Origin of the sequence: Nocardioides sp. LHG3406-4 (genome assembly GCF_049897745.1) — a bacterium.
Taxonomy (GTDB): Bacteria; Actinomycetota; Actinomycetes; order Propionibacteriales; family Nocardioidaceae; genus Nocardioides.
Window position 1 is genome coordinate 472,879 of the sequence record NZ_JAFCWV010000003.1, and the last position, 24,897, is coordinate 497,775.

Here is a 24,897-nt window from a genome sequence, read left to right on the forward strand (position 1 = left end):
CCAGTGGCCAAGGCGCCCGCAACGACCCTCGATCACGTCGTCTCCCTCTGCAAGCGCAGGGGCTTCGTCTACCCGTGCGGCGAGATCTACGGCGGCACGCGCTCCGCGTGGGACTACGGCCCGCTGGGGGTCGAGCTCAAGGAGAACATCAAGCGCCAGTGGTGGAAGTCGATGGTCACCGCTCGCGAGGACGTCGTCGGCCTGGACTCCAGCGTCATCCTGCCCACCCGCACCTGGGAGGCCAGCGGGCACCTGAAGACGTTCAGCGACCCGCTCACCGAGTGCCAGTCGTGCCACAAGCGCTTCCGGGAGGACCACCTCCAGGAGGACTACGCGGCCAAGCAAGAAGCCAAGGGCAACCCCGTCTCCCCTGATGATGTCGACATCAACGAGTCGGTCGCCTGCCCCAACTGCGGCACCCGCGGCGCCTGGACCCCGCCGCGCGAGTTCAACATGATGCTCAAGACCTACCTCGGCGTGATCGAGGACGAGTCCGGCCTGCACTACCTGCGGCCCGAGACGGCCCAGGGCATCTTCCTCAACTTCGCCAACGTCGTGACGAGCAGCCGCAAGAAGCCGCCGTTCGGCATCGCCCAGATGGGCAAGAGCTTCCGCAACGAGATCACGCCCGGAAACTTCATCTTCCGCACCCGCGAGTTCGAGCAGATGGAGATGGAGTACTTCGTCAAGCCGGGCGAAGACGAGGAGCTACACCAGTACTGGATCGACGAGCGCACCCGCTGGTACACCGACCTCGGCATCGACCCCGCCAACCTGCGCCACTTCGAGCACCCGAAGGAGAAGCTCAGCCACTACTCCAAGCGGACCGTCGACATCGAGTTCCGCTTCGGCTTCTCCGGCCGCGACTTCGAGGAGCTCGAGGGCATCGCCAACCGCACCGACTTCGACCTCAAGCAGCACAGCGAGTACTCCGGGCAGGACCTCTCCTACTTCGACCAGGCCGGTGACGAGCGCTACTTCCCCTACGTCATCGAGCCGGCCGCCGGTCTCACCCGCTCGCTGATGGCGTTCCTCATCGACGCCTACGAGGAGGACGAGGCACCCAACACCAAGGGTGGCGTCGACAAGCGCACCGTGCTGCGCCTCGACCCGCGCCTGGCCCCGGTCAAGGTCGCGGTGCTGCCGCTGAGCCGCAACGCCGACCTGAGCCCCAAGGCGAAGGCCCTGGCCGCCGAGCTGCGGCAGCATTGGAACGTCGAGTTCGACGACTCGGGTGCCATCGGCCGGCGCTACCGGCGCCAGGACGAGATCGGCACGCCGTACTGCGTGACTGTCGACTTCGACACCCTCGACGACAACGCCGTCACCGTGCGCGAGCGCGACTCCATGACCCAGGAGCGGATCAGCCTCGAGGGCATCTCCACCTACTTCGCGGAGCGTTTCCTCGGCTGCTGAGACGTCGCGGGCTGCACAATGACCGCATGACGGTCCGCGCGCTGGCTCTGGCTCTGGTGGCGACGCTCGCACTGGCCGGCTGCTCGGGCGGCGGGGACGAGTCCGTGGAGCCCCGCTCCCTGTCCAGCAGTACGCCGGCCAGCGTCGCCACCTCGAGCGGCACCGCTGCGTCCGGAGCGACGACCACGGCGGCCGGCACCGTCCTGGCGCTGGGGGAGACCGGCACCGTCGCCTGGCAGGTCGACGCCCGCACCCAGGCGACCGCAGACGTGACGGTCGTCAAGGTCCAGCGCCGGGGGCCCTCGGTGCTGTCGGGCTGGGTGCCCGAGGACCAGGTGGCCGACACCACGCCGTACTTCGTCCGCGGCAGTGTCGTCAACGCCGGCGAGACGGAGCTGGGCGGTGCGGCCCTGCCGCTCTACCTGCGCGACGCGAGCGGGGTGCTGACGCCGGCGGTGACCTTCGGCAGCGACTACCCGCGCTGTCCCTCGACGCCGCTCCCGGACCCGTTCGCTCCCGGCGACACCGTCGACATCTGCCTCGTCTACACCTTGGCGCCGGGCGCCGATCCCGACGCGATGACGTTCCAGCCGACCAGCACCGACCTCGGGGTGACCTGGCAGGTCGGCTGACCGGGTCGTCCGGCCAGGAGTCACGTCGCTCCTGATTTTCGGATGTGCCGGGCTCGCGCCGACAATGGGGGCATGACGCTGACCCTCGGCCCCCTCACGGTGCCCGTGCCGGTGGTGCTCGCCCCGATGGCCGGCATCACCAACGCGGCGTACCGCCGGGTGTGCGCCGAGCAGGGCGCGGGCCTCTACGTCTGCGAGATGATCACGTCCCGCGGCCTCGTCGAGCGCGACGAGACCACGCTGAAGATGCTGGTCTTCGACGAGCTCGAGACCACGCGGTCGGTGCAGCTCTACGGCACCGACCCGGTCTACATCGGCAAGGCCGCGGAGATCCTCTGCGCGGAGTTCGGCGTCGACCACATCGACCTCAACTTCGGCTGCCCGGTCCCGAAGGTCACCCGCAAGGGCGGCGGCGGCGCGCTGCCCTGGAAGCGTGGCCTGCTCGCCGAGATCCTGACCTCAGCGGTGGCCGCCGCGACGCCGTACGACGTGCCCGTGACCATGAAGACCCGCAAGGGCCTCGACGACGACCACCTCACCTACCTCGACGCCGGCCGGATCGCGCAGGAGACCGGGGTGACCGCTATCGCCCTGCACGGGCGCACCGTCGAGCAGGCCTACTCCGGCGAGGCCGACTGGGAGGCCATCGCCCGGCTGGTCGAGCACGTCGACATTCCGGTGCTCGGCAACGGCGACATCTGGGAGGCCGCCGACGCGCTCCGCATGGTCGAGCAGACCGGGGTCGCCGGCGTGGTCGTCGGCCGCGGCTGCCTGGGCCGGCCGTGGCTCTTCCGCGACCTCGCGGCGGCGTTCCGTGGCGAGACCGTCGCGACACTGCCCGACCTAGGCGAGGTGCGCGCGATGATGCGCCGGCACGCCGAGCTGCTCTGCGAGCACATGGGGGAGGAGCGGGGCTGCAAGGAGTTCCGCAAGCACGTCACGTGGTACCTCAAGGGCTTCCCGGCCGGCGGTGAGCTGCGTCGCTCGCTGGCCCTGATCGACTCGCTCGCGACGCTCGATGCCCTGCTGGCCGAGCTCGACGCGAACGCCCCGTTCCCGGTGTCCGAGCTGGGCACCCCGCGGGGCCGGCAGGGCGCACCGCGCAAGCGGGTCGTCGTACCCGACGGCTGGCTCGACGACACCGACGGGCGCGGGGCGCACGTGCGGGAGGACGCCGCCGAGGTGACGGGCGGATAACGCTCCGGTCACGCGAAGATCACGCCAAGATCACGGTGGGGAGCTTTCCACCCCTCGGTACGCCCCCCGGAAATGCGGAAACCGGCACTCGGATGTGCTTGACTCGCGGACGCGCCCCGGGCACCGACCCTGCAATGACGAGGTCCCGAGGCGTCCCCCGAGTCAGCAACAGCAAAGGATCAGCGCTGTGGCACAACATCGCCACAAGCGGGAAACCAATGCCCGCATCCCCCGTATCGCCCGCCCCAAGCTCCCCAGTCTCTCCAGGGCCGCCCTCGTGGCAGCCCCGGTCGCCGTCTTGGCGACCGCCTCCGCGGTAACCCTCGGCGTCGTCGCCGCGCACCCCTCCGAGGGCCATGACCTGATGGCCACGGCCAGCCCGCAGGCCCGGCTGGACGCCACCGCCGGAGGGTCCGCCGCCCGTGGCCCCGTCGTCACTCGCGGCACGTCCCGGCTGGTCAAGGCCGAGAAGCAGATCGACGCCGCGCGCCAGCAGATCAAGGCCACCCGCAGCGCCGTGCGCAACGCGGACACCAGGCTGTGGACCACCGAGGCGCTCAACCTCTGGAGCGGACCGGAGCAGGACGCCGTGAAGCTCGGCGTCGTGGACCCTGCCGAGAAGGTGCTCGTGACCGGTCGCGAGCGGGCCGGGCGCGAGGAGATCGTGCTCGACGGCGAGCCCCACTGGGTCTCGACCGGCTACCTCGACGACGACAAGCCGCTTCCCGGCATCGGCGGCAGCTGCACCAACGGCAGCAGTGTCGCGAGCGGCGTCTCGCCGAACATCGTAAAGGTGCACGAGGCGGTCTGCGCGGTCTTCCCGCAGATCACCACCTACGGCACCTTCCGCGGTGACGGGGAGCACTCGCAGGGGCTCGCCGTGGACATCATGATCAGCGGATCGACCGGCTGGGACGTCGCCAACTTCGTGCGCGCCCACTACAGCGAGCTCGGCGTCGAGTACGTCATCTACTCCCAGCACATCTGGTCGGTCGAGCGCAGCGGCGAGGGGTGGCGCGGCATGTCGGATCGCGGGTCCACGACGGCCAACCACTACGACCACGTCCACGTCACCACCTACTGATCGGCCGGCGGCGCGACCCGCTAGCCTCGCGCCGATGACACAGCAGTACGACGCCCGCTACGACGACGCCGCCCGGGCGCGCCTCGTCGTCGAGCCGCCCAAGCGCGTCGACGCCCCGATCCGCGAGCCGTTCGAGCGCGACCGGGCGCGGGTGGTGCACGCGGCGGCGAGCCGGCGGCTGGCCGCCAAGACCCAGGTCGTGGGCCCGCAGACCGACGACTTCGTGCGCAATCGGCTGACCCACAGCCTCGAGGTGGCGCAGGTCGCCCGCGACCTGGCCCGCGCATTGGGCTGCCACCCCGACATCACCGAGACGGCCGCGCTGGCGCACGACCTCGGCCACCCGCCGTTCGGCCACAACGGCGAGCGGGCCCTGGCCGAGCATGCGGTCGAGTGCGGCGGCTTCGAGGGCAACGCGCAGACCCTGCGCCTGCTGACCCGGCTCGAGTCCAAGACGTTCGACGCCGACGGCCGCAGCGTCGGGCTCAACCTCACCCGCGCCACGCTGGACGCCTGCACGAAGTACCCCTGGACCCGCGACCGTGCCGAGGCGCCGCAGGGCGTGCACGGCGACGGGTCACCGCGGCTGGTCGTGAAGTTCGGCGTCTACGACGACGACCGCCCGGTCTTCGACTGGATGCGCCAGGGCGTCACCGGCACCGAGCAGTGCCTCGAGGCGCAGGTGATGGACCTCGCCGACGACGTGGCCTACTCCGTGCACGACGTCGAGGACGGCATCGTGGCGGGCAAGATCGACCTCACCGCCCTCGACCGGCCGGCACTGTGGGAGCGGGTCCGCGAGTGGTACCTCCCGCAGTCGTCCGACGACGAGCTCGACGACGTGCTCGCCGGCCTGCGCACCCAGGGCAGCTGGCCCACCACGCCGTACGACGGCAGCCGGCGTGCCATGGCCGCGCTGAAGAACCTCACGAGCGACCTGATCGGCCGCTTCTGCGGCGCCGTGCAGGAGGCGACGTTCGCGGCGGGGGACGGGCCGTTCGTCCGGTACGACGCCCGGCTCGCCGTACCGCAGCGCACGCGACTGGAGATCGGCGTGCTCAAGGGCATCGCCGCGCACTACGTGATGAGCACCGACGACCGCGTGGAGCTGATGGCCCGCCAGCGCGAGCTGCTGGCCGAGCTCGTCGAGGCCATGCTCGCGCAGGGACCCGACTCGCTCGACCAGCCGTTCGCCGACGACTGGCGTGCCGCAGCCGACGACGCAGCCCGGCAGCGCGTGGTCATCGACCAGGTCGCGTCGCTGGGTGACGCCAGCGCGGTCGCGCGGCACCGCTCGCTCACCTGACGGAGGTCAGGGGAGGTCGCCCTTCGGGTAGGGGTCGTCCTGCAGGGCCGTGCTGTCGGGGTTCAGCTGGTCGGCCGGGTCGCTGCCCGAGGGCTTCACCTTCTCAGCGGCCGAGGAGGCGGCTCCCTTCACCTTGTCGGTGACGATCGGCGCCTTCTCGCGGGCCACGTCGGCCACGTGCTGTGCCTTCTCCTGGACCGCGGGGTTGTCCTTGAACTTGCGGGCGGCACCGCGGATCTGGTCGTAGCGCTCACGACCCGCCTTGGTCCCCAGGACGTACCCGATCCCTGCGGCGATCAGCACCATCAGCTTCTTCATGTGATCCCTCCCTCGTTGATCGTGCGTGATCCTCCACCCTGCCCCAAGTCGGCACCGGGCGCGACACACGAAGGGGTGAAGCGGGACGTTGTGGAGCGGGCGACCTGGGCGCCCCACCCGGCCGTAGACTCCGCGACGTGGCCGGCCGGATCAGAGACGACGACATCGCCGAGGTGCGCGAGAAGGCGCGCATCGACGAGGTCGTCTCCTCCTACGTCACGCTCCGCAAGGCCGGCGGCGGGTCACTCAAGGGCCTGTGCCCGTTCCACGACGAGAAGTCTCCGTCGTTCCACGTCACGCCGGCCAAGCAGTTCTGGCACTGCTTCGGCTGCGGCGAGGGCGGCGACGTCATCGGCTTCCTGATGAAGATCGACGGCGTGACCTTCGTCGAGGCGGTCGAGCGCCTCGGCGAGAAGTACGGCGTGCAGCTGCGGCGCGAGGAGGGCGACTCGCCCTCCGAGCGGCCGCGCGGCCCCCAGCGCAGCCGGCTCATCGAGGCCCACCGCGTCGCCCAGGAGTTCTACCGCGACCAGCTCGCGACCCCCGACGCGATCGTCGCCCGCCAGTTCCTCAGCGAGCGCGGCTTCGACCAGGCCGCAGCCGAGACGTTCGGCATCGGATTCGCGCCGCGCGAGGGGGAGTCGCTCTACCGCCACCTGCGCCAGCGCAACTTCACCGACGAGGAGACCATCGCCGCGGGTCTCGTAGCGCAGGGCCGATCGCCGTACGACCGCTTCCGGGGGCGCCTGCTGTGGCCGATCCGTGAGTCCAACGGTGACACGATCGGCTTCGGGGCGCGGCGCATCTTCGACGACGACCGCATCGAGGCCAAGTACCTCAACACCTCCGAGACCGCGATCTACAAGAAGAGCCAGGTGCTCTACGGCCTCGACCTCGCCCGCCGCGAGATCGCCCGGTCGTCGCAGGCGGTGGTCGTCGAGGGCTACACCGACGTGATGGCCTGCCACCTGGCCGGAGTGGGCACGGCCGTGGCCACGTGCGGCACGGCCTTCGGCGACGACCACGCCCGAGTGCTGCGCCGCTTCCTGCACGACCACGAGGAGTTCAGGGGCGAGGTGATCTTCACCTTCGACGGCGACGCGGCCGGCCAGAAGGCTGCGCTGCGCGCCTTCGGCGGCGACCAGAACTTCGTCTCCCAGACCTACGTCGCCGTGGAGCCGTCGGGCCTCGACCCGTGCGACCTGCGCATCCAGCAGGGCGACGCAGCGGTGCGGGAGCTGGTCGCGAAGCGTCAGCCGCTCTACCGCTTCGTGCTCGGCAACGTCGCCAGCCGCTACGACCTCGACCGCGCCGACGGCCGCATCGACGCGCTGCGCGAGGCTGCTCGCCTTGTCTCGAGCATCCGCGACAAGTCCAAGGTCGACGCGTTCGCCCGCGAGATCGCGGGCATGCTCGGCGTGGACGTCGACGAGGCCCGCACCGAGGTGCGCCGGGCCGCCAACCGGCCCGCGGCCCGCCCGGACGAGCGGCCCGCCCATCGCTCCGACGTACGCGCCGGACAGGAGCCCCAGGCACCGCCCGAGCCCCCGCGACGGCAGCTGCCCGACCTGCGCGACCCCCGGTTCTCCATCGAGCGCGAGACGCTCAAGCTGGTGATCCAGCACCCGTCCGCGGTCGGACGCAGCGCCGCCGGCGTCGGACCCAACGACTTCACGCACCCGACCTACCGCGACGTCTGGCTGGCCGTGGCCGCGAACGGCGGCCCGGCTGCGGGGGCTGCGGATCCCGGCTGGGCGTCGCGGGTGCGGTCCGCCGCCGTCGACCCGGCGGTGTCGTCGGCCATCAGCGAGCTGGGGGTCGAGCCGGTGCGCACCAGCGGCGACCCGGCCCCGTCGTACGTCGACGCGCACGTCTACCGCCTCCAGGAGCTCACCGCGCTGCGCCGCATCACGGACCTGAAGTCCCGGCTCCAGCGCACCAACCCGGTCGAGCAACCGGCCGACTACAACAAGATGTTCGGCGAGCTGGTCGCTCTCGAGCAGCACCGACGGAGCCTGCGCGAGCTGGCGACAGGAGCGCAGACGTGAAGATGCCGTTCCGGGAGATGCCGCCCCCCGACGTCGCGGTGGCTGCCGGTGAGAAGGTGCTCGCCTGGTGCCGCACGACCGACGGCGCCGTCCTCGCCGGCACCCGCGACGCGCTCTACCTGCCCGACGGGCGGGTCCCGTGGGAGCACGTCGAGGCGGCCGACTGGGACCGCGACACCGTCGTACTGCGAGTCTCCGAGGTCGGCGCGTGGGGTCGGCCGCGACCCGAGCACACCTTCACCCTCGACGAACCACGTCGGCTGCTCGAGCTGGTGCGGGAGCGGGTGACCGCCAGCGTCGTCTACCAGCGGCACGTCCCGATCCGAGGGCGCCGAGGCCTGCGCGTGATCGCCCGCCGTGCCCCGAGTGGGCGTGAGCCGATCGCCTGGGTCTACGAGTACGACGAGACGATCGACCCCGACGACCCGGGCGTGCGCGAGGTTGCCGGTCGCGCGCTCGCCGCCGCTCGCGACGAGGTCGGCCTGCCCTGAGCGCCGCTTCGCGTCCGTGGCAGCGGGGCACCGCAGGGCAATTTCACCGGGCCCAGAGCACCTTGCTACTCTTCTCACCGCCGCTCGCGAGAGCGGCCGATCCCCTGTAGCTCAACTGGCAGAGCATTCGGCTGTTAACCGGAGGGTTGTTGGTTCGAGTCCAACCGGGGGAGCGGGAAGAGGGCCTCTGACCTGGCGAAACGTCCAGGCAGGGGCCCTCTGAGATTTGCGCCTAGTGCCGAAACTGTCCAAAAACAGTCCACAAACCTCGACCTGAGGTGCCCCACAAACCCGAGCGTAGGACACAGTTCGGTGGTCAGGGTGCGCCTTCGGACAGGAGATCCCGAAGAGTCGCGTCAGATCGTGGACCGGAACTTCTCCAGGTGCACCGTCAGGTCGGGCGCCACCGAGGCTTTGTGGACGTAGTAGTCCCGCGTGATGTCGCTGTCCTCAGCGTCTTGGATGATGTCCACCTCGACCTGGCGACGCTGGGGGAGCGGTTCTTCGAGTCCTTCATCCTGAGCAACGGCCAGACGTGCTACCTCAGCATGCGGATCCTGGTTCCCAGCAGCCGCTACGACGAGATCATCGAAGTCCTGGAGACATTCGTCCGGTCCCTCAAAATCGAGGACGCCCTCGATCCCGCGACGCAGATCGGTCCGATGGCCACCCGGGCCCATCGTGACCGGGTGGAGGCCTACATCGCCACGGGCGTGGCCGAAGGGGCGCGGCTACTGGTCGGCGGCGGTCGCCCAGTCGACCTTCCCGATGGCTGGTTCGTCGAGCCGACCCTGTTCGTCGGCGTCGACAACGCATCCACGATCGCGCGCGAGGAGATCTTCGGACCCGTGCTGTCGGTCATTCGCCACGAGGACGAGGATGACGCGGTCCGGCTCGCGAACGAATCTGACTACGGTCTCGGCGGCACGGTCTGGAGTGCGGATCCGGAGCGGGCGATGGCCATCGCCCGCCGAATGGACACCGGCACCGTCGGCATCAACCGTTACCTCCCCGATCCGTCGTCCCCGTTCGGTGGGGTCAAGGCGAGCGGTCTCGGGCGCGAGCGGGGTCCCGGTGCTCTCGACGCCTATGTGCAGACCAAGGCGATCTTTGGGTGACGGGCGCCCCGGATGTGCCGCCCCGTGGGTCAGTCCCGCAGCCGCGTATATCGAAGCCCCTCCGGCGGCGCCGTGATCACGATGCCCGACTGGAGAGTTGGCGCCCGGTGACGTAACCCGACGACGACAGCGTCGTACGGTGGTGTGTCAGGCGGGGTGTGGGGCGCGTCCCAGCACGGCAGCGGTGATTGCCTCGGCCGCGGCGACCACTGCGGCGCGATGGCGGAGCCGCCGGCGCCGCTCCGGTCCGCCGTCGACGTGTCGGATCTCAGGTGCGGTAGTGCTCCATGCCAGCGCCACTCCCAGGGTGAGCATGAGGGCGTCCATCCCAGTCTCGCGCGTCACGCCGTAGACCGCTGCGAGCGCGTCGGCCTTGTCGGTGTGCGCGCTCAGCTCGGCCGGTGCGGCGCCAGGGCGTTCCAAAGCCTTCCACTGTGTCAGGCGAACCAGGCCCGGATCTTCGACCAGTTGGTCAAAGAGAACACCGGTGTACCCCGGCAGATCGGCAGGGGTGAACGGCACCAGATCAGCCAGGTCGCGCAACCGGTCGTCCAGCACGGCGTCGAACAGAGCGTCCTTGGAGCCGAAGTAGGCGTAGATCGCCTGTTTGTTCGCCGACGCGGCTACGGAGATCCGGTCCACGCGGGCCCCCGCCAGACCGTGGTTCACGAACTCCTCAAGCGCCGCGTCGAGGAGGCGCGCACGCGTCGCCGCCGAGTCATAGCCCATCCAGAGAGTGTAATCCAACCGTGTAGTTGGAAATCGCGACCCGAAGCCGTAGAGTACTAAACCATCCAGTTGGTTTAGAAGGAGCACAATGTCCAGAACGTGGTTCATCACCGGTGCATCATCAGGATTCGGGCTCGCCATGACCCGGCAGTTGCTGGAACGCGGCGATCGCGTGGCGGCGACCGCTCGACGACCCGAACGATTGGCCGAGCTGTCCGCCCGCCATGGCGACCTGCTGTGGACCGCCGAGCTCGACGTGACCGACACGGCGCGGATGCGCTCCGTCGTGGATCAGGCCTTCGGCGAGCTGGCCAGGATCGACGTCGTGATCTCCAATGCCGGCTACGGGTCGTTCGGCGCGGCGGAGGAGCTCATCGACCGAGCCATAGATCACCAGATCGCGACCAACCTGGTCGCACCCATCCAGCTGACGCGCGCCGTACTGCCGCACCTCCGGGCTCAGGGCGGCGGCCGGATCGTGCAATTGTCCAGCGCGGGTGGACAGGCGGCCTTCCCCGGCGGGAATCTCTACCACGCGACGAAGTGGGGGATCGAGGGGTTCCTCGAGTCGGTGATGTTGGAGGTCGCCCCGTTCGGGATCGGGATCACGCTCATCGAGCCCGGGGTCGCGCGCACCGCGTTCGGGACATCGCTCGACGTCGCGCCGGCGATGGAGGCGTACGCCGAGACCGTCGTGGGCCAGTCGCGAACGTTCATAGAGAGCCCCGGAGGCATCACGGCAGCCGGGCCGGGTGACCCGGACAAGATCGCCGAAGCGATCATCGGATCGGTTGACGTCGTGCCGGCCCCGCGGCGAGTCACCCTCGGAAGCGATGCCTATCAGTTCGTGCACGACTCGCTGAGCGGTCGACTCGCAGAGCTGGAGTCCGCGAAGGATCTCGCGTTCTCGACCGACGTGGACGCCTGACACCAGGCCTCCGAGCTGACGGCTCGGGCGTTGATAGAGTTTGACTTGCAAACCAATGGAAGGAAAGGGACGTGCGCATCGATGCCGCTGAGCTCGACTGCGTCACCGCTGCCGCGATGCGGGCAGCGAGGGAAGGTCGCGCCGTCTCGTCCGTTGAGCTCACCCGCGCCGCGATCGCACGGATCGAGCGTTATGACCAGGCGATCAACGCTCTCGCGGTGCGCGACTTCGACCGGGCCCTGGACGCCGCGCGGGAGCCGACGAGGCACGGGCGCGCGGGGAACGGGGCCCCCTGCTCGGTGTCCCCGCGACGGTCAAGGAGTCCTTCAACGTTGCCGGCCTCGTCCCCAGCTGGGGCATCCCGCCGTTTCGTGACTTCGTGGCAGACCAGGACGCGCTGCCTGTCAGTCGGCTGCGACGCGCCGGTGCGGTGATCCTGGGCAAGACGAACGTGCCGGTGGCGCTCGGGGACATCCAGACGTATAACCCGATCTACGGCACGACGAACCACCCGTGTGGGATGACGGGCGGACGCCCGGTGGGTCTTCCGGCGGCTCTGCGGCGGCGCTCGCCGCCGGCTTCGGGCCGTGTCGATCGGGTCCGACTTCGCGGGATCCTTGCGCATCCCCGCCCACTTCTGCGGGGTCTACGCCCACGAGCCGTCCTTCGCGCTGCTGCCGTCGCGGGGGCACACCGCCCCGTCGGCGCCCGCGTTGCCCTACGAGCGAGACCTGAGCGTCATCGGACCCATGGCGCGCAGCGCCGCTGACTTGGTGACACTTCTCGAGGTCCTGGCCCAGCCGGACGGTATGACGCTCGGCAAGGCTCACCGCGTGGATCTGCGGCGCCCAAGACACGAGCGCCTGTCCGAGTACAGAGTGCTGGTCCTCGACACCCACCCGAATATCGCGACGTCGAACGATGTGGCGCGGGTCGTCGACGAGGTGAGTAGCCGGTCACTGCTTGGTCGATGACCTCCTGAGCCACGACACGCATCCGCAGGTTCGAGGTCATTGACACCCGCGTGAGTAGCTGGAAGGCGCGCTGATCGTCGACGCGGTGCCCCTCCACTCCCTTTGGGTGCCGACGCCGTAGGCCGCCGCCTGCGGGCGCGCACGGGGGCAATGCCTAGGGTCCACTGGGTCGAGAAGGCGGCCCGGTGGCGCGCGCCCCGTGTTAAGTGGCCCGCACCCCCGTGTTGAATGGTCGCCAGCAATGACGCCAAGGGGTTGGGATGCACGTCGACGTGGTTCAGGAATCAATTTTGGAGCGCATGAGTGCGGCTGCGCGAGAGTTGCAGGACCAGCATGACCCCTTGGCGACTGTGAAGAGCGCCGTCGAACTGCTCGTACAGAATGTCAAGGGATGTGACTCGGCGAGCATCTCGCTGGTCTACGGCAAGCGGCGTGTGGAGACCCCGGCAGCCAGCGACGACTTGGCCGCAATGGGCGATCGGCTGCAGGCGGATCTTCATGAAGGGCCTGCTTTGGACACCCTGTGGGACGAGGACTCGGTCTACGTCCCCAACCTTGCCGCCGACGACCGTTGGCCCAACTGGGGACCCCAGCTGAGCGAGGCGACCGGGGCGCGCAGTGTCTTGACCTTTCGCCTCTTCACCATCAAGGACGTCATTGGTGCGCTCAGCATGTACTCGACCCACGCTGATGCGTTCGGCGCCGAGGACAAGGCGGAGGGGCTGGCACTTGCCGCGCACATTGCCATCGCCGTCCTAGCAGCGCAGAGAATTGACCAGTACGAGACCGCTTTGGACTCCCGCACCCTCATCGCGCAGGCGTGCGGACTGGTAATGGAGCGCTACGACGTTGACGCTGTCCGTGCGTTCGCCCTGCTCACTCGCATCTCTTCCACGCAGAACATGAAGATGCGCCAGGTCGCGGTTGAACTGATAAACACGCGCCGACTCCCCGCACCCCAGGGCCCCAACGCCTGAGCCGATTCGCCTTCGCTACGCGTCAGCGGGTGGGCTGCTCAGCTGAGCACTCTCAACGCACGGATCTGCCGCGATCCGCTCGCTGGTATCGATGTCACGATGTGGGAGTCAGAGTCAGGCACGGCCGGCAAAGACATCCTCACCGGGCCGCCAACGCCGCACCCCGGAACGCGTCCTCGTGGCCACGCATCGCCGCAATTCCTGGTCCGCTCAGGTCGGTTGGTTCGGGACTGATGATGAGTTCTCCCAGCCCGAACCGGATGACCAGACCTGTCTCCGTCGACTCCTCGGTATCGACGACTTCGTCTGTGATCAGGGCGCACAGCGCGTCGCGGTAGCCTCGGTCACAGAACTCGTGACTGACCTCGCCGATTCACATGCTGCGCGAGGCCCTCGGTTGCGCCCCAGCGCTCGGCGTACCTGCGATAGGGCTTCCTGTCGAACGCGCTCAACCCGAAGGTGGCGCTGTTCTTCGTGACGCTCCTGCCCCAGTTCCTCACCGCCGACGGCGGCTCGCCACGCGCACAGGCGCTCCTGCTCTCCGCGGTCTTCGCCGGGGTCTACTTGGCGTGGTTCTCGCTGTACGTCCCCAGCGTCGAGCAACTGGGCCGCCGGCTGCGGCGACCGAGGGTGCGGGCGCGCATCGAGCAGGTGACTGGGTCGGCGCTCGTCGTCGCGGCGGCCCGGCTCCTGACCACCAGCCACTGAGCCCCGCGCCGTGCCGTCGGCGGGCGCAAGGCCTCACGACCTGCCTGCAACCATGATGACCACCTCGAAGCAAGGAGATCCACAGGAATGGCAGACACGCGAAAGCTCATCGTCCAGCAGTGGGTGACCGTCGACAACGTCGCGGCGGAGGAGGACGGCGGACTCAGCTTCGTGTCGGGGGAGCCCTTCTCCGAGACCGACACCAGCGGGTTCAAGGCGAGCGTGATGGGGTTCATCGACTCGGTCGACACGATGATCCTCGGCGCCAACACCTACGCCCAGAGCGTGGGCTACTGGCCCAACGCCGACGAGCAGGGCGAGTACGGCGAGAAGCTCAACAACCTCGCCAAGTTCGTCGCCTCGTCGAAGCTGGACGACGCCCCGTGGGGTGACTTTCCCGCCGCGACCGTGACGCGCGACCCGGCCGCCACCGTCGGTGAGCTCAAGGGGCAGCGCGGGAAGGACATCTGGCTGTGGGGGAGCCTGCAGCTCATGCACTCCCTGCTGGACGCCGGCCTCGTCGACGAGGTCCGGATGCTGGTCTGCCCGGCGTCACGCGGCCAGGGCACGCGCATCTTCGAGAGCTCGCAGGACCTGAGGCTGGTCGAGGCCACCGCGTTCGAGAACGGCGTGGCACTTCTGCGGTACGACACCACGGGAGGACGGTCATGACCATTCAGCGGATGGACCACGTCAGCGTCGTCGTCGACGACCTGGAGGCTGCGAAGGCGTTCTTCGTCCAGCTCGGCATGGAGCTCGAGGGCGAGGCGCCGGTCGCGGGGGAGTCGGTCGATCGTGTCAACGGGATCGACGGCATACGAGTCGACATCGCGATGATGCGGACACCGGACGGTCACGGCCGCCTCGAGCTGACGAAGTTCCACCACCCGCAGGCGGTCGAGTCCCAGCCGGAGAACGCGCCCAACATCCTGGGGCTGCGCAGCATCATGTTCGCGGTCGACGACATCGACGCCGCTGTCGCAGGCCTCCTGCCCCACGGCGCGGAGCTCGTGGGAGAGGTGGTGCAGTACGAGGACAGCTACCGGCTCTGCTACCTCAGGGGTCCCGCGGGGATCATCGTCGCGCTGGCCGAGCAGCTCGGCTGAGGTCATCGCGCGACCGACGTACGACCGACGAGAACGGTCCGCTGGCGGACCGAATCACAACGGGAGGAACGACGTGCAACCGAACGAGATCGCCGAGGTGCTGAACCGACCGCTCAGCCGCGAGCTGCTGGCCCGCGACATGACTCGCCTGGCCTACGTCGCCAAGGACGGCACACCCCGCAACATCCCGATCATCTTCGCCTGGAACGGCTCCCAGATCGTCATGTGCACGCCGAAGAACGCGCCGAAGCTCCACGCCCTGAGCGTGAACCCGATGGTGGCCCTGACGATCGACACCGAGGTGCACCCGCCCAAGATCCTGCTCATCCGGGGTCGGGCCGAGCTGGACTACGTCGACGGCATCCCGGACGAGTACCTCCAGACGACGAGCACCTACGAGATGACGCCGGAGCAGCGGGTCGAGTGGGAGGCGGGCGTGCGCTCGCTCTACCGCGACGGGATGGTCCGCATCGTCGTGACGCCGACCTGGGCGAAGCTCATCGACTTCGAGTCGACTCTGCCGAGCGCGGTCGAGGAGCTGATCCGGCAGCAGGAGGAGCGCCAGGGCGTCTGATCTCCACCCTCGTGGCGACGTAACCTCCCTGGCCGCGTCAGTTGGGCATGTGAGGCACCCGGCGGCCGTACTCCTCGACCGCGAGCCGCCCGGCCCGCTCGATGTGGTCCTCGCACGCACGCCTCGCGGCGGCCGGATCCCGCTGCTCTGCCGCAGCGTGCACGATCGTCGCCACCTCCTGCAACGCGTTCACCACCTTCTCGTCGTCCTGGAAGGCGTAGTGGCGGAAGACAGCGACCCGAGCATGCAGGCCGTGGAGTGCCGTGGTCAGCACGGGGTTGTCGGCACCGGCGAGGAGCAGCCGGTAGAACTCGTCCTTCAACCTGCCCCGGTCGGCCACGTCGGCGTCGGGCATCTGTGCCCTCATGACGTCGATGTGCACCAGCATGGCCTCGACGATGGTCTGCGTGGCTCGTTGTGCGAAGAGCTCTCCGGCGAGTCCCTCGAGGTTGCGGCGCACCTCGTAGAGCGACTCGATGTCGTGGCGGGACAGCACGGTGACGATGGGGCCGCGATGGGGCAGCAACGTGATCAGGCTCTCGGACTCCAGGTGCCGCAGCGACTCCCGGACCACCGTCCGTGACACCCCGAACCGCTCGCAGAGCGACGCCTCGGTGATCCGCTGCCCTGGCACCAGCACCTGGTCGAGGATCTCCTGACGCAGCAGCCGCACCACCTCCTGTCGCAGCGGCGCCGCGTGCGCCTCGATCCGGTGCGATGTCTCATCCCCCGAGACCCCCGAGACGAGCGTCATTGTCCCTCCGTTGCGTGTAGAGCAGATGGCGAGGAGATCTCCTCGTGATGGCGATTGTATGACGGTATGATGCTCCGATTGTCATGCCCATGATCGCCTTGGGTGACGGAGGGATCTTCGTGTCCGACATCGACTCCAACGGGGCGATCGAGCGCGCCAAGGAGGACTTCCTCAGCGCCATCGAGACCGAGTCCGCGCCCTCCGAGGCCCTGCTGGGCTCCTGGCGCCGCAGCCATGCGGCCCTCGGCTCTCCCGCCAACGTCACCGAGGTGCCCCACGTGGCGGACGAGCTCCTCGACACCCAGCTGCTCGACATGTTCCGGGCCCCCCTCCAGCGGTTCTCCGAGACGCTCGACGGCACCCATCTCGGGCTGCTGCTCGCGGACGCCTCGGGCCGCATCCTGGAGCGGTGGAGCGCCGACCGCAGGGTCGAGGCGCACTTCGACAGGATGGGCACCACCCGCGGTGCGGTGCTGGCCGAGGAAGCGGTCGGCACGAACGGCGTCGGCACGGCCATCGCGGCGCGCAAGCTCGTCCAGGTTCGTGGAGCCGAGCACTTCGCGGACTTCTACCAGCAGGCCGTCTGCACCGGCGCGCCGGTGCTGCACCCGCTGTCCGGGAAGCTGCTCGCCGTGGTCACCCTGTCGTGCGACGTGACTCCGCGTGCCGAGCTGCTCCGACCCCTGCTGCAGACCGTCACCGGCCAGCTGCAGAAGCAGGTCCTCGACATCGAGCAGCCCGCGTCCCGGCGCGCGCTCACGGCGTTCCTGCACTACGCCGAGACTCGAAGCGAGCCGGTGGTCGCGATCGGTCCCGATGGCCTGGTGATCCAGAACGCCCGGGCCAGTCACCTGACCCGGGAGCAGCTGGCCGAGATCCAACAGCTGTGCCTGGACCTGCCCGCCGGCGACGGCCGACCCCGGCTCATCAAGCTGGACGAGCTGACGGTCGAGATCACCCCGGTGGAGCGGGACAACCACGTGGCGGTCGTCGTCGACACTCCGACGCGGACGCTCTCGGCACCTCGCACGGCGACTCCGCACGCGAAGCTGATCGGCCGCGCGCCCGAGTGGCTGGCGGTGCTGCACCAGGTCGCCAAGGCCCGCCAGGGCGATGAGCCCGTGCTGCTCGCGGGCGAGACCGGGGTCGGCAAGACGTCGGTCGCGCTGGGGCGTCCGTCCACACCCGGCGCCGACGACGCGGCGCGCGTCGTCGACGGCGCCGAGTCCCACCTGGTTGGCGTCCAGGAATGGCTCAAGACGGTCAGCGCGCGGCTCGAGTCAGGTGATCCCGTCTGCATCCGTTCGGTCGAGACGCTGGAGAAGGCCGCGGTGGCCGGTCTACGCGCCGCCATGCAGAAGTCCGCCGCGGGCTCGAGGGTCACCCTGACCCTCACCACCAACGAGCTGGACGATGCCGAGGAGCTGGCGCGGCGGCTCGGCGGCGCCCGGGTGGTCTGGGTGCCCTCGCTGCGCGCCCGCGCCGCCGACGTGCCCGAGCTGTGGAACTCGATCGCCCAGTCGGTCGCGCCCACGGCCGGACTGGTGCTCCGGCCGGACGCCGTACCCACCCTGCGGGCACACCGCTGGACCGGCAACGTCAGTGAGCTCCGGTCGACGATCAGCCAGCTCGCCGCGTCGGGGAAGCGGGGATCGGTGGCCGCGGTGGACCTGCCCGACCACATGCGAGGCACCGGCTCCACGCTCACGCTGATCGAGCAGGTCGAGCTCCAGGCCATCCGCCAGGCGCTGGAAGAAGCCGGCGGCAACCGGGCCAAGGCCGCCGAGATCCTGGGGATCTCCCGGGCCACCGTCTACCGGAAGATGAAGTCCTACCGGCTCGACGGCTGAGCTCCAGCTCCCAGCGCTCAGGCCGCGGGCTCCAGGGCGAGCGCGCGGCGCTCCCGCACGGAGGCGAGTGCGCGCGGCGCGAGCACCCGGGCCAGCACCACGAGGAGCAGCACCGCTGCCTGGGCGATCAGCTGTTGGGCGTCCGTCCAGCCGAGCGTGCGCAGCAGCTGCCCGAGCTGGGTGAGGAAGAGCGCCGCGACACCCGTCGACACCACGCTGGCCAGGCCGCCGGACAGTGCCGTGCCGCCCAGGATCACAGCGGCCACCGTCGGCAGCAGGTAGGAGTCGCCGAGGAAGAGCGGCGGCGTCTTGGTGTACCCGGCGAGCAGCACGCCCGCGGCGCCGTAGCAGAGCCCGGCGAAGCCGTAGGCCACGATCTGGTACGTCCGGACCCGGATGCCGATGGCGGCGGCCGCGCGCTCGCTCACCCCGACCGCGGTCAGTCGGTGCCCGATCACCGACCGGCGGGTGACCACCCCGGCGACGGCGAGCACGGCCACCGCGATCAGCACCGTGTTGGGGATGCCGAGCGTCCGGTCGAGGGCGAACTGGTTCAGGGCCGGTGTCGCACCGGAAGGAGTCCCGTTCGCGATCGAGAAGACCGTGCCGAGCAGCACCACGTTCATGCCGAGCGTGGCGACGAGCGCGGTCACGCCGAGTGCGGTCACCAGGAGCCCGTTGAGGCAGCCGACCAGCGCCGTGGCGAGGATCGCGGCCACCGCTGCGGTCGCGAGCGGCCAGCCGTGCCCCTGCGGCAGGTTCGTGCACAGCACTGCGCCGAGCGCCATCATGCCCGGCACGGACAGGTCGAGGCCGCGCTGCTGGACGACAAGGGTCTGGCCGGCAGCGGCGATCGCGAGGACCGCCGCGAACGGCAGCATGCTGAGCAGCGGTGCCTTGGCCAGGCTGCCAGGCGACACGAGTGGGCTGATCGCGAACAGTGCGACGGTGGCCAGCCAGATCGCCGCCGAGCTGCCGCTGAACGCGCGGACGATGGTCGAGCTGCTGAGATCTCTCTTGTTCATCTCAGGCCTTCCTGGTGCGCTGGAGAGCCGCGTAGACGACCGCGGCGGTGAGGATGATCAGCCCGGGCAGCCAGTAGCTCCATGCCTGCGAGAGCCCGAGGAACGGCGAGGCGTTGAGCAGCTGCTGGACGAGCAGGGCGGCAGCAGCGACGCCGAGGTAGGAGCCTCGTCCGCCGAAGACGCTGGCACCCGCGAGAACCACCACGGTGATCGAGGACAAGGTGTAGCTGAGGCCCGGCCGGCCGTCACCGATGCCGATCTGCGCCATCACCACGAGCGCGGCGAGGAAGGCCAGCAGCGCGCACAGCACGTAGGCGCCGACCTGGCGCCGTACGACGCGGATGCCGAGCTTCTCGGCGTTGTCGCGCATCGACCCGACCGCCCTGACCTCCAGGCCCCACCGCGTACGACGCAGTGCGAGCTCGAGCACGACGACGACCACGAGGGCGACGATGGTCACCACCGGCACGAAGCCGACGCGGAGGTTCAGCTGGTCGCTCACCGAGGTCGAGATGAGACCGTCGGGCACGCCGCGCAGCGTGAGGAACCCTCCTTGCAGGGCCATGAACATCGCCAGGGTCGCGACCACCGAGTCGACACCGAGGCGCGCGACCAGCAGCCCGTTCGTCAGGCCCACCACCAGCGCCAGGAGCACCATCAGGAGGATGCCGAGCCCCACGTTCCCGGTGTCGGTGACCTGGTACGACGCGACCACCACGAGCATGCCCGTCAGTGGTCCGACGGAGAGGTCGATGCCGCCGGTGAGGACCACGGTGTGCTGGGCGGCGCCGACCAGGATCAGCGGGGCAGCCATGAAGAGCAGGTTGTTGAGGTTGAACGCGCTGAAGTACGTCGCGTTGGTGACCCCGACCACCAGCGCCATCGCCAGGAAGACCGCGGCCAGGACGCCGGCGGGGGTGTGGTCGCTGCGCAGCCGGGAGAGCCAGGCTCCCTTCTCCCGGGTGGCGGTGTGCTCGCGCCCGCGCATGGTCGTGGAGGTCAGGGCCGCACGGGCGATCGCCGCCTCGGTGACCTCCGCCCCCTCGAGCTCCTTGACCACCGTGCCGCGCGAGACGATCAGCACCCGGTCGCAGAGGCCCTCGAGCTCGACGCCGTCGGAGGACAGCAGCACGACGGCGGCGCCGCTGGCGGCGACGTCTCGGATGATGCGGTAGATGTCGACGCGTGCGCCCGCGTCGACGCCCTGGGTCGGCTCCTCCGCGAGCAGCACCCGGGGCTCCGAGAGCAGGGTGCGCGCCATCACCACCTTCTGCTGGTTGCCGCCCGAGAGCGACCGGACCGGCGTGTCCACACTCGGAGTCTTGGTGCCGAGCTCGGCCGCCTCGGCCGCGGCCACCGTCCGCACGCGTCGCTCCTGGACGAGCCCGGCGACGGAGAACGAGTCCAGCGTGCTCATCACGGTGTTGGCCGCGACGGAGAGCGGCAGGAAGAGCCCCTCCTCGTGCCGGTCGGCCGGCACGTAGACGACACCGGCGTCGTGCAGCACGGCGGGACTGCCGAGGCGTACCCGAGCGCCGTCGACCGCCACCTCGCCGGATGCCTTCTCGAGGCCGGCCAGCGCGCGGATGATGCCGCTCTGCCCGTTGCCCTGGACGCCGGCCAGTCCGACGATCTCCCCGGCACGGACGGTGAACGAGACGTCCCGGAAGTCTGCGCCGCTGACGTCGCGGACCACGAGCTGCTCGTGCTGGCCTATCGAGCCGGCCTCGGAGCCCTTGGGCGGGAACACCGTCTCCAGCGCGCGCCCGACGACGAGCTCGATGATCTGCTCCTCGGTGACGTCCTGGCACGGGAACGTGCCACGCGTCCTGCCGTCCCGCAGCACGGTGATCCGGTCGGCGATCTGCTTCACCTCGGGGATGCGGTGCGAGATGTAGACGATGGCGGTGCCGCCCTTGACCAGGTCGCGTACCCGGGCGAAGAGCCGCTCCACCTCCTCCAGGCTGAGGTGCTCGGTCGGCTCGTCGAGGATCAGCACCGAGGGCTCCAGAGCGAGCGCCTTGGCGATCTCGACGACGAACCGCTGCTCGACGGTCAGGTCGGAGACCTTGGCGGAGGCGTCGATGGCCATCTGCCAGGGGTCGAGCGCTGCCTGGCTCCAGGCGACTGCGCTGCCGATGCCACCGACCCGGTCGTAGCCCACGCCGATGGCCAGGTTCTCGGCCACGGTGAGCTCGGGAAGCAGCGCGGGGTACTGACGGACGATGCCGAGTCCCAGGGCGCGGGCCGCGTCGGGAGAGGGCTCCTCGAGCCGGCCGCCGCCGATCGAGACCGTGCCCTCGTCGGGCGCCAGCGCACCCGACGCGATCGCCATCAGGGTGGACTTGCCGGCGCCGTTCTCGCCGACGAGCGCGTGCACCTCGCCGGGTCGTACGTCGAGGTTGACGTCGTCGAGGGCACGGACGCCGGGGAACGAGCGTCCGATGCCGGTCAGCAGCAGCGCCGCGGGAGCCCGTACGTCGGGAGCCGGCGATGAGTCCGGGAGCACCTGGTTGGTGGTCATGGTCAGTCTCCTTCGAACGCCCTACTGGGCGAGGTAGCCGCCGTCGACGACGAGCTCGGATCCGGTCATGAAGCTGGACTCGTCGCTCGCCAGGTAGACGGCCGCGTAGGCGATCTCCTCGGGTGTCCCGGCGCGGCCCATGGGGGTCTGCGAGACGACGTACGCGTTGACGTCAGCGTCCTGGGAGTCGGTCAGCGGGGTCGCGACGAAGCCCGGGTGCAGCGAGTTCACCCGGATCCCCTCCTTGGCGTAGGTGATCGCGGCGTTCTTCGACATGTTCCGCACCGCGCCCTTGGTGGCGTGGTAGGCGTGGGCACCGCCGACCGCGGCGTTCCCCCAGATCGATGACACGTTGATGATCGAGCCGCGGCCCTGGGCCAGCATGTGGGGCACGACGGTGCGCATGCCGAGCCACGTGCCGGTCTGGTTGACCGCGAGGACCTCGTTCCACCCGTCGACGTCGAGGTCGTGCAGCGGCTCGTAGTTGATGATGCCGGCGTTGTTGACCAGCACGTCGACCCGCCCGTGCTGCGCGACGACGTCCGCGATGGTCCGCTCCCACGCCGCCTTGTCGGCGACGTCGAGCTGCGCGTAGGAGATCGACCCGTCGAGCGATTCGAAGTCGTCCTCGCCGCGGCGGCCGGTGGCCACCAAGGTGGCGCCCTCCTTGGCGAACACTTCGGCGATGGACCGGCCGATTCCACGGCCGGCGCCCGTGACGACGGCGACCTTTCCCTGAAGACGAGACATGACGTGCTCCTGACGATTGCGAGATGGGGGAGAAGGGGGCCGCCGCCCCGGCCTCGACGATGAGGCCGGGACGGTGGCCGAGAGGGGCTACTTGAAGAGGTCTGCCAGCTGCTCGACCTTGAGACCGGAGGAGAGGATGGCGTCGGGCGGCAGCGAGTCCTCGCACGTCGGCAACATGTCGGGATTGCGGGAGTCCTCGATGATCTCCAGGTTGTAGATCGAGGGCTCGTCGCTGAGGATGCCGTTCGCCGCAGCGAGTCCCTTGTGCAGCGCGACCTTGACGATCCAGTTGCGCGACGACTCGGTGGCGATCTGGTAGCTCGGGTTGTCGTCCTTGTACTGGTACCAGAGGCAGGCGAACTCGTTGGAGTCGTTCGCGGACCACACCGGCAGCGGCTTGTTGGCGGCGATGAAGGCGCGGATGCCTCCCACCGAGCCGCCGCCGTAGTCGGCGACGATCCCGTCGATCTGGCCGTACTTGGTGATCAGTCCCGCGACGACCTGCTGGGTCTTGCCGGGCTCCCAGTCGGTGCTGATGGGGCCGTCGGCGTTGAGGAGGTTGATGCCCGGGCTCTTCGCCGCGGCGTCCTTGACACCCTCGAAGACGCCCTGGCTGTAGGAGTTGCCGGCGATGCCACCGAGCATGACCAGGTTTCCCTCGCCGCCCATCGCGTCGATGGTCCAGTCGGCCAGCGAGCCGCCGTAGGTCTTGATGTCCTCGGCGACGAAGTCGACGTAGTCCTCGCCGGGTGTGCCGCCGGGGGATCCGACGAAGGGCACCACCTTCACGCCGGCCGCCGTCGCCTTCTTGATCGTGGGCAGCAGGGCCTCGCCACCGTCGACGAACGTGACGATGATGTCGACGCCCTGGGCCACGAGGGAGTTGATGTCCGCGATCGCCTTCTGGGTATCGCCCTGTGCGTCGGTGTAGAGGACCTTCTCGATGTTCGGGCACTTGGCGGCCTCCGCCTCGAACACCGCGCGGGTGATCTTGCGCCAGGAGTTGCCGCCGAAGCCGTCCGCCAGCGCGACGGTCATCGGCTCGTCACCGCAGAGCTCGCTGATGTCCTGGATCTGGTCCTGGGTGCCGACGATGCCTGTCTTCTGACCCTCGACGGAACCCGCGCCGCCGATCTCCTGGGCCGGCGCTCCACTGGAGCATGCCGACAGAAGCAGGGCGAGGGCTGCCGTGGTGGCCGCGAGCGCGCCGGGCTTGAGTGTGAACTTCATGACGATCTGTCCGCCTTTCCCGGGTGCCGGGGGATGTGAGAGGCACCACTACTGGGTTGAGAGTCTTGGCCCAGACCAGGCGTGTGAGCGCGGTCACTCTGAGACGGGACTGTCGCAATCTGCGACAGCCATTCCGAAGTCGTCGTACGCGGGTTCAAGGTTGCGGCCGTGGCGCTCACCGCGCCACCTCGCCACCTCCACGTCGAGGGAGAACCGACGATGAGCAACCCCGAGCCCCAGGACCTCCTGGGCGAGATCTACGCGCAGTGGGCCGTCGAGATGGCCGCCCACCCGGACATGTCCGAGCAGCTGCTCCGTATCGTGTTCGACGACTGGCAGCGCGCCACCGCCGAGCCGACGGACGTCACCTACGAGCACACGGAGATCGGGGGAGTCCCCGGGATCCGGGTGAGCCCCGCGGGTGCCGACCCCGCGCGGATGCTGGTGCTGATGCACGGCGGCGGCTTCGCCCTCGGCTCGTCAGCCAGCCACCGCAAGCTCACCGGCCACCTCGCCAAGGCGTGCGGGGTGACCGCGTTCGTCGCGGACTTCCGCCTCGCTCCCGAGCATCCGTACCCCGCGGCCGTCGAGGACGGCCTCGCCATCATTGACGCGCTCGTGGCCGACGGGCTGCCCGTCAAGGACATCACGCTGGCCGGCGACAGTGCGGGCGCGAACCTCGCCATCAGCATCGTGCTGAGGCTGATGAGCGCCGACAGGGAGCTGCCGACCTCGGTGATCGCCATGTCGCCGTGGCTCAACATGGAGAACACCGGGGCGACCCTCGACACCAACGACGCCACCGACTTCCTGATCGCCCGCGAGGGCCTGCAGGCCAACATCGACCGCTACCTGTCGGGCGGGGCCGACCCCACCGACCCGTTCGTGAACCCCCTGTACGCCGACCTGACCGGGTTCCCACGCCTCTACATCAACGCCGGATCGGTCGAGTCGCTCCTCGACGACGCCGTCCGGCTCAACCTCCTCGCCGAGAAGTGCGGGGTGGACGTCACCTTCACCGTCGGCGAAGGACAGCAGCACGTGTATCCGTTCCTCGCCGGACGCCACCCCGTGGCCGACGACGAGATCGCCCGCATCGGCGCCTGGTACGCCGCCGGCCAGGACGCCTGAGCGCCTCCATCCCGAAAGGAACAACCG

24 protein-coding genes, 1 tRNA gene and 2 pseudogenes are annotated in these 24,897 nt (G+C 69.6%); 19 read left to right on the forward strand and 8 right to left on the reverse strand.

The window, feature by feature from the left end; all coding sequences use genetic code 11:
• The first annotated feature begins 3 nt into the window (after positions 1-3).
• The 5 genes from ACP7BP_RS14040 (at position 4) to ACP7BP_RS14060 (ending at position 5,635) form a co-directional block, all read left to right on the forward strand.
• Complete coding sequence (locus tag ACP7BP_RS14040; RefSeq protein WP_426245372.1) at positions 4-1,416, forward strand: glycine--tRNA ligase; 1,413 nt, start codon at positions 4-6, stop codon at positions 1,414-1,416.
• A gap of 26 nt (positions 1,417-1,442) precedes the next feature.
• Positions 1,443-2,048, forward strand: coding sequence for a hypothetical protein (locus ACP7BP_RS14045; protein WP_426245373.1), 606 nt, complete (start codon positions 1,443-1,445; stop codon positions 2,046-2,048).
• A 72-nt stretch (positions 2,049-2,120) separates the two neighbouring features.
• On the forward strand, positions 2,121-3,245 hold the full coding sequence (dusB, locus tag ACP7BP_RS14050) for a tRNA dihydrouridine synthase DusB (protein ID WP_426245375.1): 1,125 nt from the start codon (positions 2,121-2,123) through the stop codon (positions 3,243-3,245).
• Between the two features lie 277 nt (positions 3,246-3,522).
• Positions 3,523-4,329 (forward strand): hypothetical protein, encoded by an 807-nt coding sequence (locus ACP7BP_RS14055; protein ID WP_426245377.1) that lies wholly within the window; start codon positions 3,523-3,525, stop codon positions 4,327-4,329.
• A 34-nt stretch (positions 4,330-4,363) separates the two neighbouring features.
• Positions 4,364-5,635, forward strand: a complete 1,272-nt coding sequence (locus ACP7BP_RS14060) for a deoxyguanosinetriphosphate triphosphohydrolase (protein WP_426245378.1) — start codon at positions 4,364-4,366, stop codon at positions 5,633-5,635.
• 6 nt (positions 5,636-5,641) lie between these two features.
• Here ACP7BP_RS14060 and ACP7BP_RS14065 read toward each other — a convergent pair whose 3' ends face one another.
• Positions 5,642-5,953, reverse strand: a complete 312-nt coding sequence (locus ACP7BP_RS14065) for a hypothetical protein (protein WP_426245380.1) — start codon at positions 5,951-5,953, stop codon at positions 5,642-5,644.
• Between the two features lie 137 nt (positions 5,954-6,090).
• Between ACP7BP_RS14065 and dnaG the strand changes: the two genes are divergently transcribed.
• The 4 genes from dnaG to ACP7BP_RS14085 all read left to right on the forward strand — a co-directional run bounded on the left by dnaG (position 6,091) and on the right by ACP7BP_RS14085 (position 9,610).
• Entirely contained in the window at positions 6,091-8,001 is a 1,911-nt protein-coding gene (dnaG, locus tag ACP7BP_RS14070) for a DNA primase (protein WP_426245382.1), read from the forward strand.
• Positions 7,998-8,492 (forward strand): hypothetical protein, encoded by a 495-nt coding sequence (locus ACP7BP_RS14075; RefSeq protein ID WP_426245383.1) that lies wholly within the window; start codon positions 7,998-8,000, stop codon positions 8,490-8,492. Before dnaG ends, ACP7BP_RS14075 begins: the two co-directional genes overlap by 4 nt.
• A 100-nt stretch (positions 8,493-8,592) precedes the next feature.
• A tRNA-Asn gene (locus tag ACP7BP_RS14080) sits at positions 8,593-8,665 on the forward strand.
• A gap of 285 nt (positions 8,666-8,950) precedes the next feature.
• On the forward strand, positions 8,951-9,610 hold the full coding sequence (locus tag ACP7BP_RS14085) for an aldehyde dehydrogenase family protein (protein WP_426245444.1): 660 nt from the start codon (positions 8,951-8,953) through the stop codon (positions 9,608-9,610).
• Positions 9,611-9,757: 147 nt separating this feature from the next.
• On the opposite strand, the gene ACP7BP_RS14090 is transcribed toward ACP7BP_RS14085, so the two are convergent.
• Complete coding sequence (locus ACP7BP_RS14090; protein ID WP_426245385.1) at positions 9,758-10,339, reverse strand: TetR/AcrR family transcriptional regulator; 582 nt, start codon at positions 10,337-10,339, stop codon at positions 9,758-9,760.
• Positions 10,340-10,427: 88 nt separating this feature from the next.
• On the opposite strand from ACP7BP_RS14090, the gene ACP7BP_RS14095 reads away from it, so the two are divergent.
• From ACP7BP_RS14095 to ACP7BP_RS14105, 3 genes and pseudogenes are all read left to right on the forward strand, one after another.
• Entirely contained in the window at positions 10,428-11,267 is an 840-nt protein-coding gene (locus tag ACP7BP_RS14095; RefSeq protein ID WP_426245386.1) for an SDR family oxidoreductase, read from the forward strand.
• A 292-nt stretch (positions 11,268-11,559) separates the two neighbouring features.
• Positions 11,560-11,724 (forward strand): annotated as a pseudogene (locus ACP7BP_RS14100) (amidase family protein); the annotation flags it as partial.
• A gap of 130 nt (positions 11,725-11,854) precedes the next feature.
• Positions 11,855-12,241: an amidase family protein gene (locus ACP7BP_RS14105; protein ID WP_426245387.1), complete on the forward strand. Its 387-nt coding sequence runs from the start codon at positions 11,855-11,857 to the stop codon at positions 12,239-12,241.
• Between the two features lie 40 nt (positions 12,242-12,281).
• Here ACP7BP_RS14105 and ACP7BP_RS14110 read toward each other — a convergent pair.
• Positions 12,282-12,338: pseudogene (locus tag ACP7BP_RS14110) on the reverse strand (hypothetical protein); the annotation flags it as partial.
• A 163-nt stretch (positions 12,339-12,501) separates the two neighbouring features.
• On the opposite strand from ACP7BP_RS14110, the gene ACP7BP_RS14115 reads away from it, so the two are divergent.
• The 5 genes from ACP7BP_RS14115 (at position 12,502) to ACP7BP_RS14135 (ending at position 15,606) form a co-directional block, all read left to right on the forward strand.
• Positions 12,502-13,218, forward strand: a complete 717-nt coding sequence (locus ACP7BP_RS14115) for a GAF and ANTAR domain-containing protein (protein WP_426245389.1) — start codon at positions 12,502-12,504, stop codon at positions 13,216-13,218.
• A gap of 435 nt (positions 13,219-13,653) precedes the next feature.
• Entirely contained in the window at positions 13,654-13,926 is a 273-nt protein-coding gene (locus tag ACP7BP_RS14120) for a LysE family transporter (RefSeq protein ID WP_426245445.1), read from the forward strand.
• An 87-nt stretch (positions 13,927-14,013) separates the two neighbouring features.
• Positions 14,014-14,598: a dihydrofolate reductase family protein gene (locus ACP7BP_RS14125; RefSeq protein WP_426245390.1), complete on the forward strand. Its 585-nt coding sequence runs from the start codon at positions 14,014-14,016 to the stop codon at positions 14,596-14,598.
• Positions 14,595-15,032 (forward strand): VOC family protein, encoded by a 438-nt coding sequence (locus ACP7BP_RS14130; RefSeq protein ID WP_426245391.1) that lies wholly within the window; start codon positions 14,595-14,597, stop codon positions 15,030-15,032. Before ACP7BP_RS14125 ends, ACP7BP_RS14130 begins: the two co-directional genes overlap by 4 nt.
• 73 nt (positions 15,033-15,105) lie before the next feature.
• Positions 15,106-15,606 (forward strand): pyridoxamine 5'-phosphate oxidase family protein, encoded by a 501-nt coding sequence (locus tag ACP7BP_RS14135; protein ID WP_426245392.1) that lies wholly within the window; start codon positions 15,106-15,108, stop codon positions 15,604-15,606.
• Between the two features lie 37 nt (positions 15,607-15,643).
• Here the strand turns inward: ACP7BP_RS14135 and ACP7BP_RS14140 are convergent, their stop codons facing one another.
• On the reverse strand, positions 15,644-16,360 hold the full coding sequence (locus ACP7BP_RS14140) for a GntR family transcriptional regulator (protein WP_426245393.1): 717 nt from the start codon (positions 16,358-16,360) through the stop codon (positions 15,644-15,646).
• An 83-nt stretch (positions 16,361-16,443) separates the two neighbouring features.
• On the opposite strand from ACP7BP_RS14140, the gene ACP7BP_RS14145 reads away from it, so the two are divergent.
• Positions 16,444-18,210 (forward strand): sigma-54-dependent Fis family transcriptional regulator, encoded by a 1,767-nt coding sequence (locus ACP7BP_RS14145; RefSeq protein WP_426245394.1) that lies wholly within the window; start codon positions 16,444-16,446, stop codon positions 18,208-18,210.
• 17 nt (positions 18,211-18,227) lie between these two features.
• Here ACP7BP_RS14145 and ACP7BP_RS14150 read toward each other — a convergent pair whose 3' ends face one another.
• The 4 genes from ACP7BP_RS14150 to ACP7BP_RS14165 all read right to left on the reverse strand — a co-directional run bounded on the left by ACP7BP_RS14150 (position 18,228) and on the right by ACP7BP_RS14165 (position 23,739).
• On the reverse strand, positions 18,228-19,235 hold the full coding sequence (locus ACP7BP_RS14150) for an ABC transporter permease (RefSeq protein WP_426245395.1): 1,008 nt from the start codon (positions 19,233-19,235) through the stop codon (positions 18,228-18,230).
• A 1-nt stretch (position 19,236) separates the two neighbouring features.
• Positions 19,237-21,759: an ATP-binding cassette domain-containing protein gene (locus ACP7BP_RS14155; RefSeq protein WP_426245397.1), complete on the reverse strand. Its 2,523-nt coding sequence runs from the start codon at positions 21,757-21,759 to the stop codon at positions 19,237-19,239.
• A gap of 21 nt (positions 21,760-21,780) precedes the next feature.
• The gene (locus ACP7BP_RS14160) at positions 21,781-22,509 is read right to left on the reverse strand and encodes an SDR family NAD(P)-dependent oxidoreductase (RefSeq protein WP_426245399.1); all 729 of its coding nucleotides are present in this window, start codon (positions 22,507-22,509) and stop codon (positions 21,781-21,783) included.
• A gap of 87 nt (positions 22,510-22,596) precedes the next feature.
• The gene (locus ACP7BP_RS14165; RefSeq protein ID WP_426245400.1) at positions 22,597-23,739 is read right to left on the reverse strand and encodes a substrate-binding domain-containing protein; all 1,143 of its coding nucleotides are present in this window, start codon (positions 23,737-23,739) and stop codon (positions 22,597-22,599) included.
• Between the two features lie 219 nt (positions 23,740-23,958).
• Here ACP7BP_RS14165 and ACP7BP_RS14170 point away from each other — a divergent pair, with 219 nt between their 5' ends.
• Positions 23,959-24,870, forward strand: a complete 912-nt coding sequence (locus tag ACP7BP_RS14170; protein ID WP_426245402.1) for an alpha/beta hydrolase — start codon at positions 23,959-23,961, stop codon at positions 24,868-24,870.
• The last annotated feature ends 27 nt before the right edge of the window (positions 24,871-24,897 follow it).

Excerpts from the sequence above, each read along its gene's own strand:
- ACP7BP_RS14130 (WP_426245391.1), top strand. The coding sequence starts at position 14,595 with ATGACCATTCAGCGGATGGACCACGTCAGCGTCGTCGTCGACGACCTG.
- ACP7BP_RS14165 (WP_426245400.1), bottom strand. The coding sequence starts at position 23,739 with ATGAAGTTCACACTCAAGCCCGGCGCGCTCGCGGCCACCACGGCAGCC.
- ACP7BP_RS14170 (WP_426245402.1), top strand. The coding sequence starts at position 23,959 with ATGAGCAACCCCGAGCCCCAGGACCTCCTGGGCGAGATCTACGCGCAG.
- ACP7BP_RS14090 (WP_426245385.1), bottom strand. The coding sequence starts at position 10,339 with ATGGGCTATGACTCGGCGGCGACGCGTGCGCGCCTCCTCGACGCGGCG.
- dusB (WP_426245375.1), top strand. The coding sequence starts at position 2,121 with ATGACGCTGACCCTCGGCCCCCTCACGGTGCCCGTGCCGGTGGTGCTC.
- ACP7BP_RS14060 (WP_426245378.1), top strand. The coding sequence starts at position 4,364 with ATGACACAGCAGTACGACGCCCGCTACGACGACGCCGCCCGGGCGCGC.
- ACP7BP_RS14150 (WP_426245395.1), bottom strand. The coding sequence starts at position 19,235 with ATGAACAAGAGAGATCTCAGCAGCTCGACCATCGTCCGCGCGTTCAGC.
- ACP7BP_RS14160 (WP_426245399.1), bottom strand. The coding sequence starts at position 22,509 with ATGTCTCGTCTTCAGGGAAAGGTCGCCGTCGTCACGGGCGCCGGCCGT.
- ACP7BP_RS14125 (WP_426245390.1), top strand. The coding sequence starts at position 14,014 with ATGGCAGACACGCGAAAGCTCATCGTCCAGCAGTGGGTGACCGTCGAC.
- ACP7BP_RS14115 (WP_426245389.1), top strand. The coding sequence starts at position 12,502 with ATGCACGTCGACGTGGTTCAGGAATCAATTTTGGAGCGCATGAGTGCG.
- ACP7BP_RS14095 (WP_426245386.1), top strand. The coding sequence starts at position 10,428 with ATGTCCAGAACGTGGTTCATCACCGGTGCATCATCAGGATTCGGGCTC.
- ACP7BP_RS14155 (WP_426245397.1), bottom strand. The coding sequence starts at position 21,759 with ATGACCACCAACCAGGTGCTCCCGGACTCATCGCCGGCTCCCGACGTA.
- ACP7BP_RS14140 (WP_426245393.1), bottom strand. The coding sequence starts at position 16,360 with ATGACGCTCGTCTCGGGGGTCTCGGGGGATGAGACATCGCACCGGATC.
- ACP7BP_RS14045 (WP_426245373.1), top strand. The coding sequence starts at position 1,443 with ATGACGGTCCGCGCGCTGGCTCTGGCTCTGGTGGCGACGCTCGCACTG.
- ACP7BP_RS14145 (WP_426245394.1), top strand. The coding sequence starts at position 16,444 with ATGCCCATGATCGCCTTGGGTGACGGAGGGATCTTCGTGTCCGACATC.
- ACP7BP_RS14065 (WP_426245380.1), bottom strand. The coding sequence starts at position 5,953 with ATGAAGAAGCTGATGGTGCTGATCGCCGCAGGGATCGGGTACGTCCTG.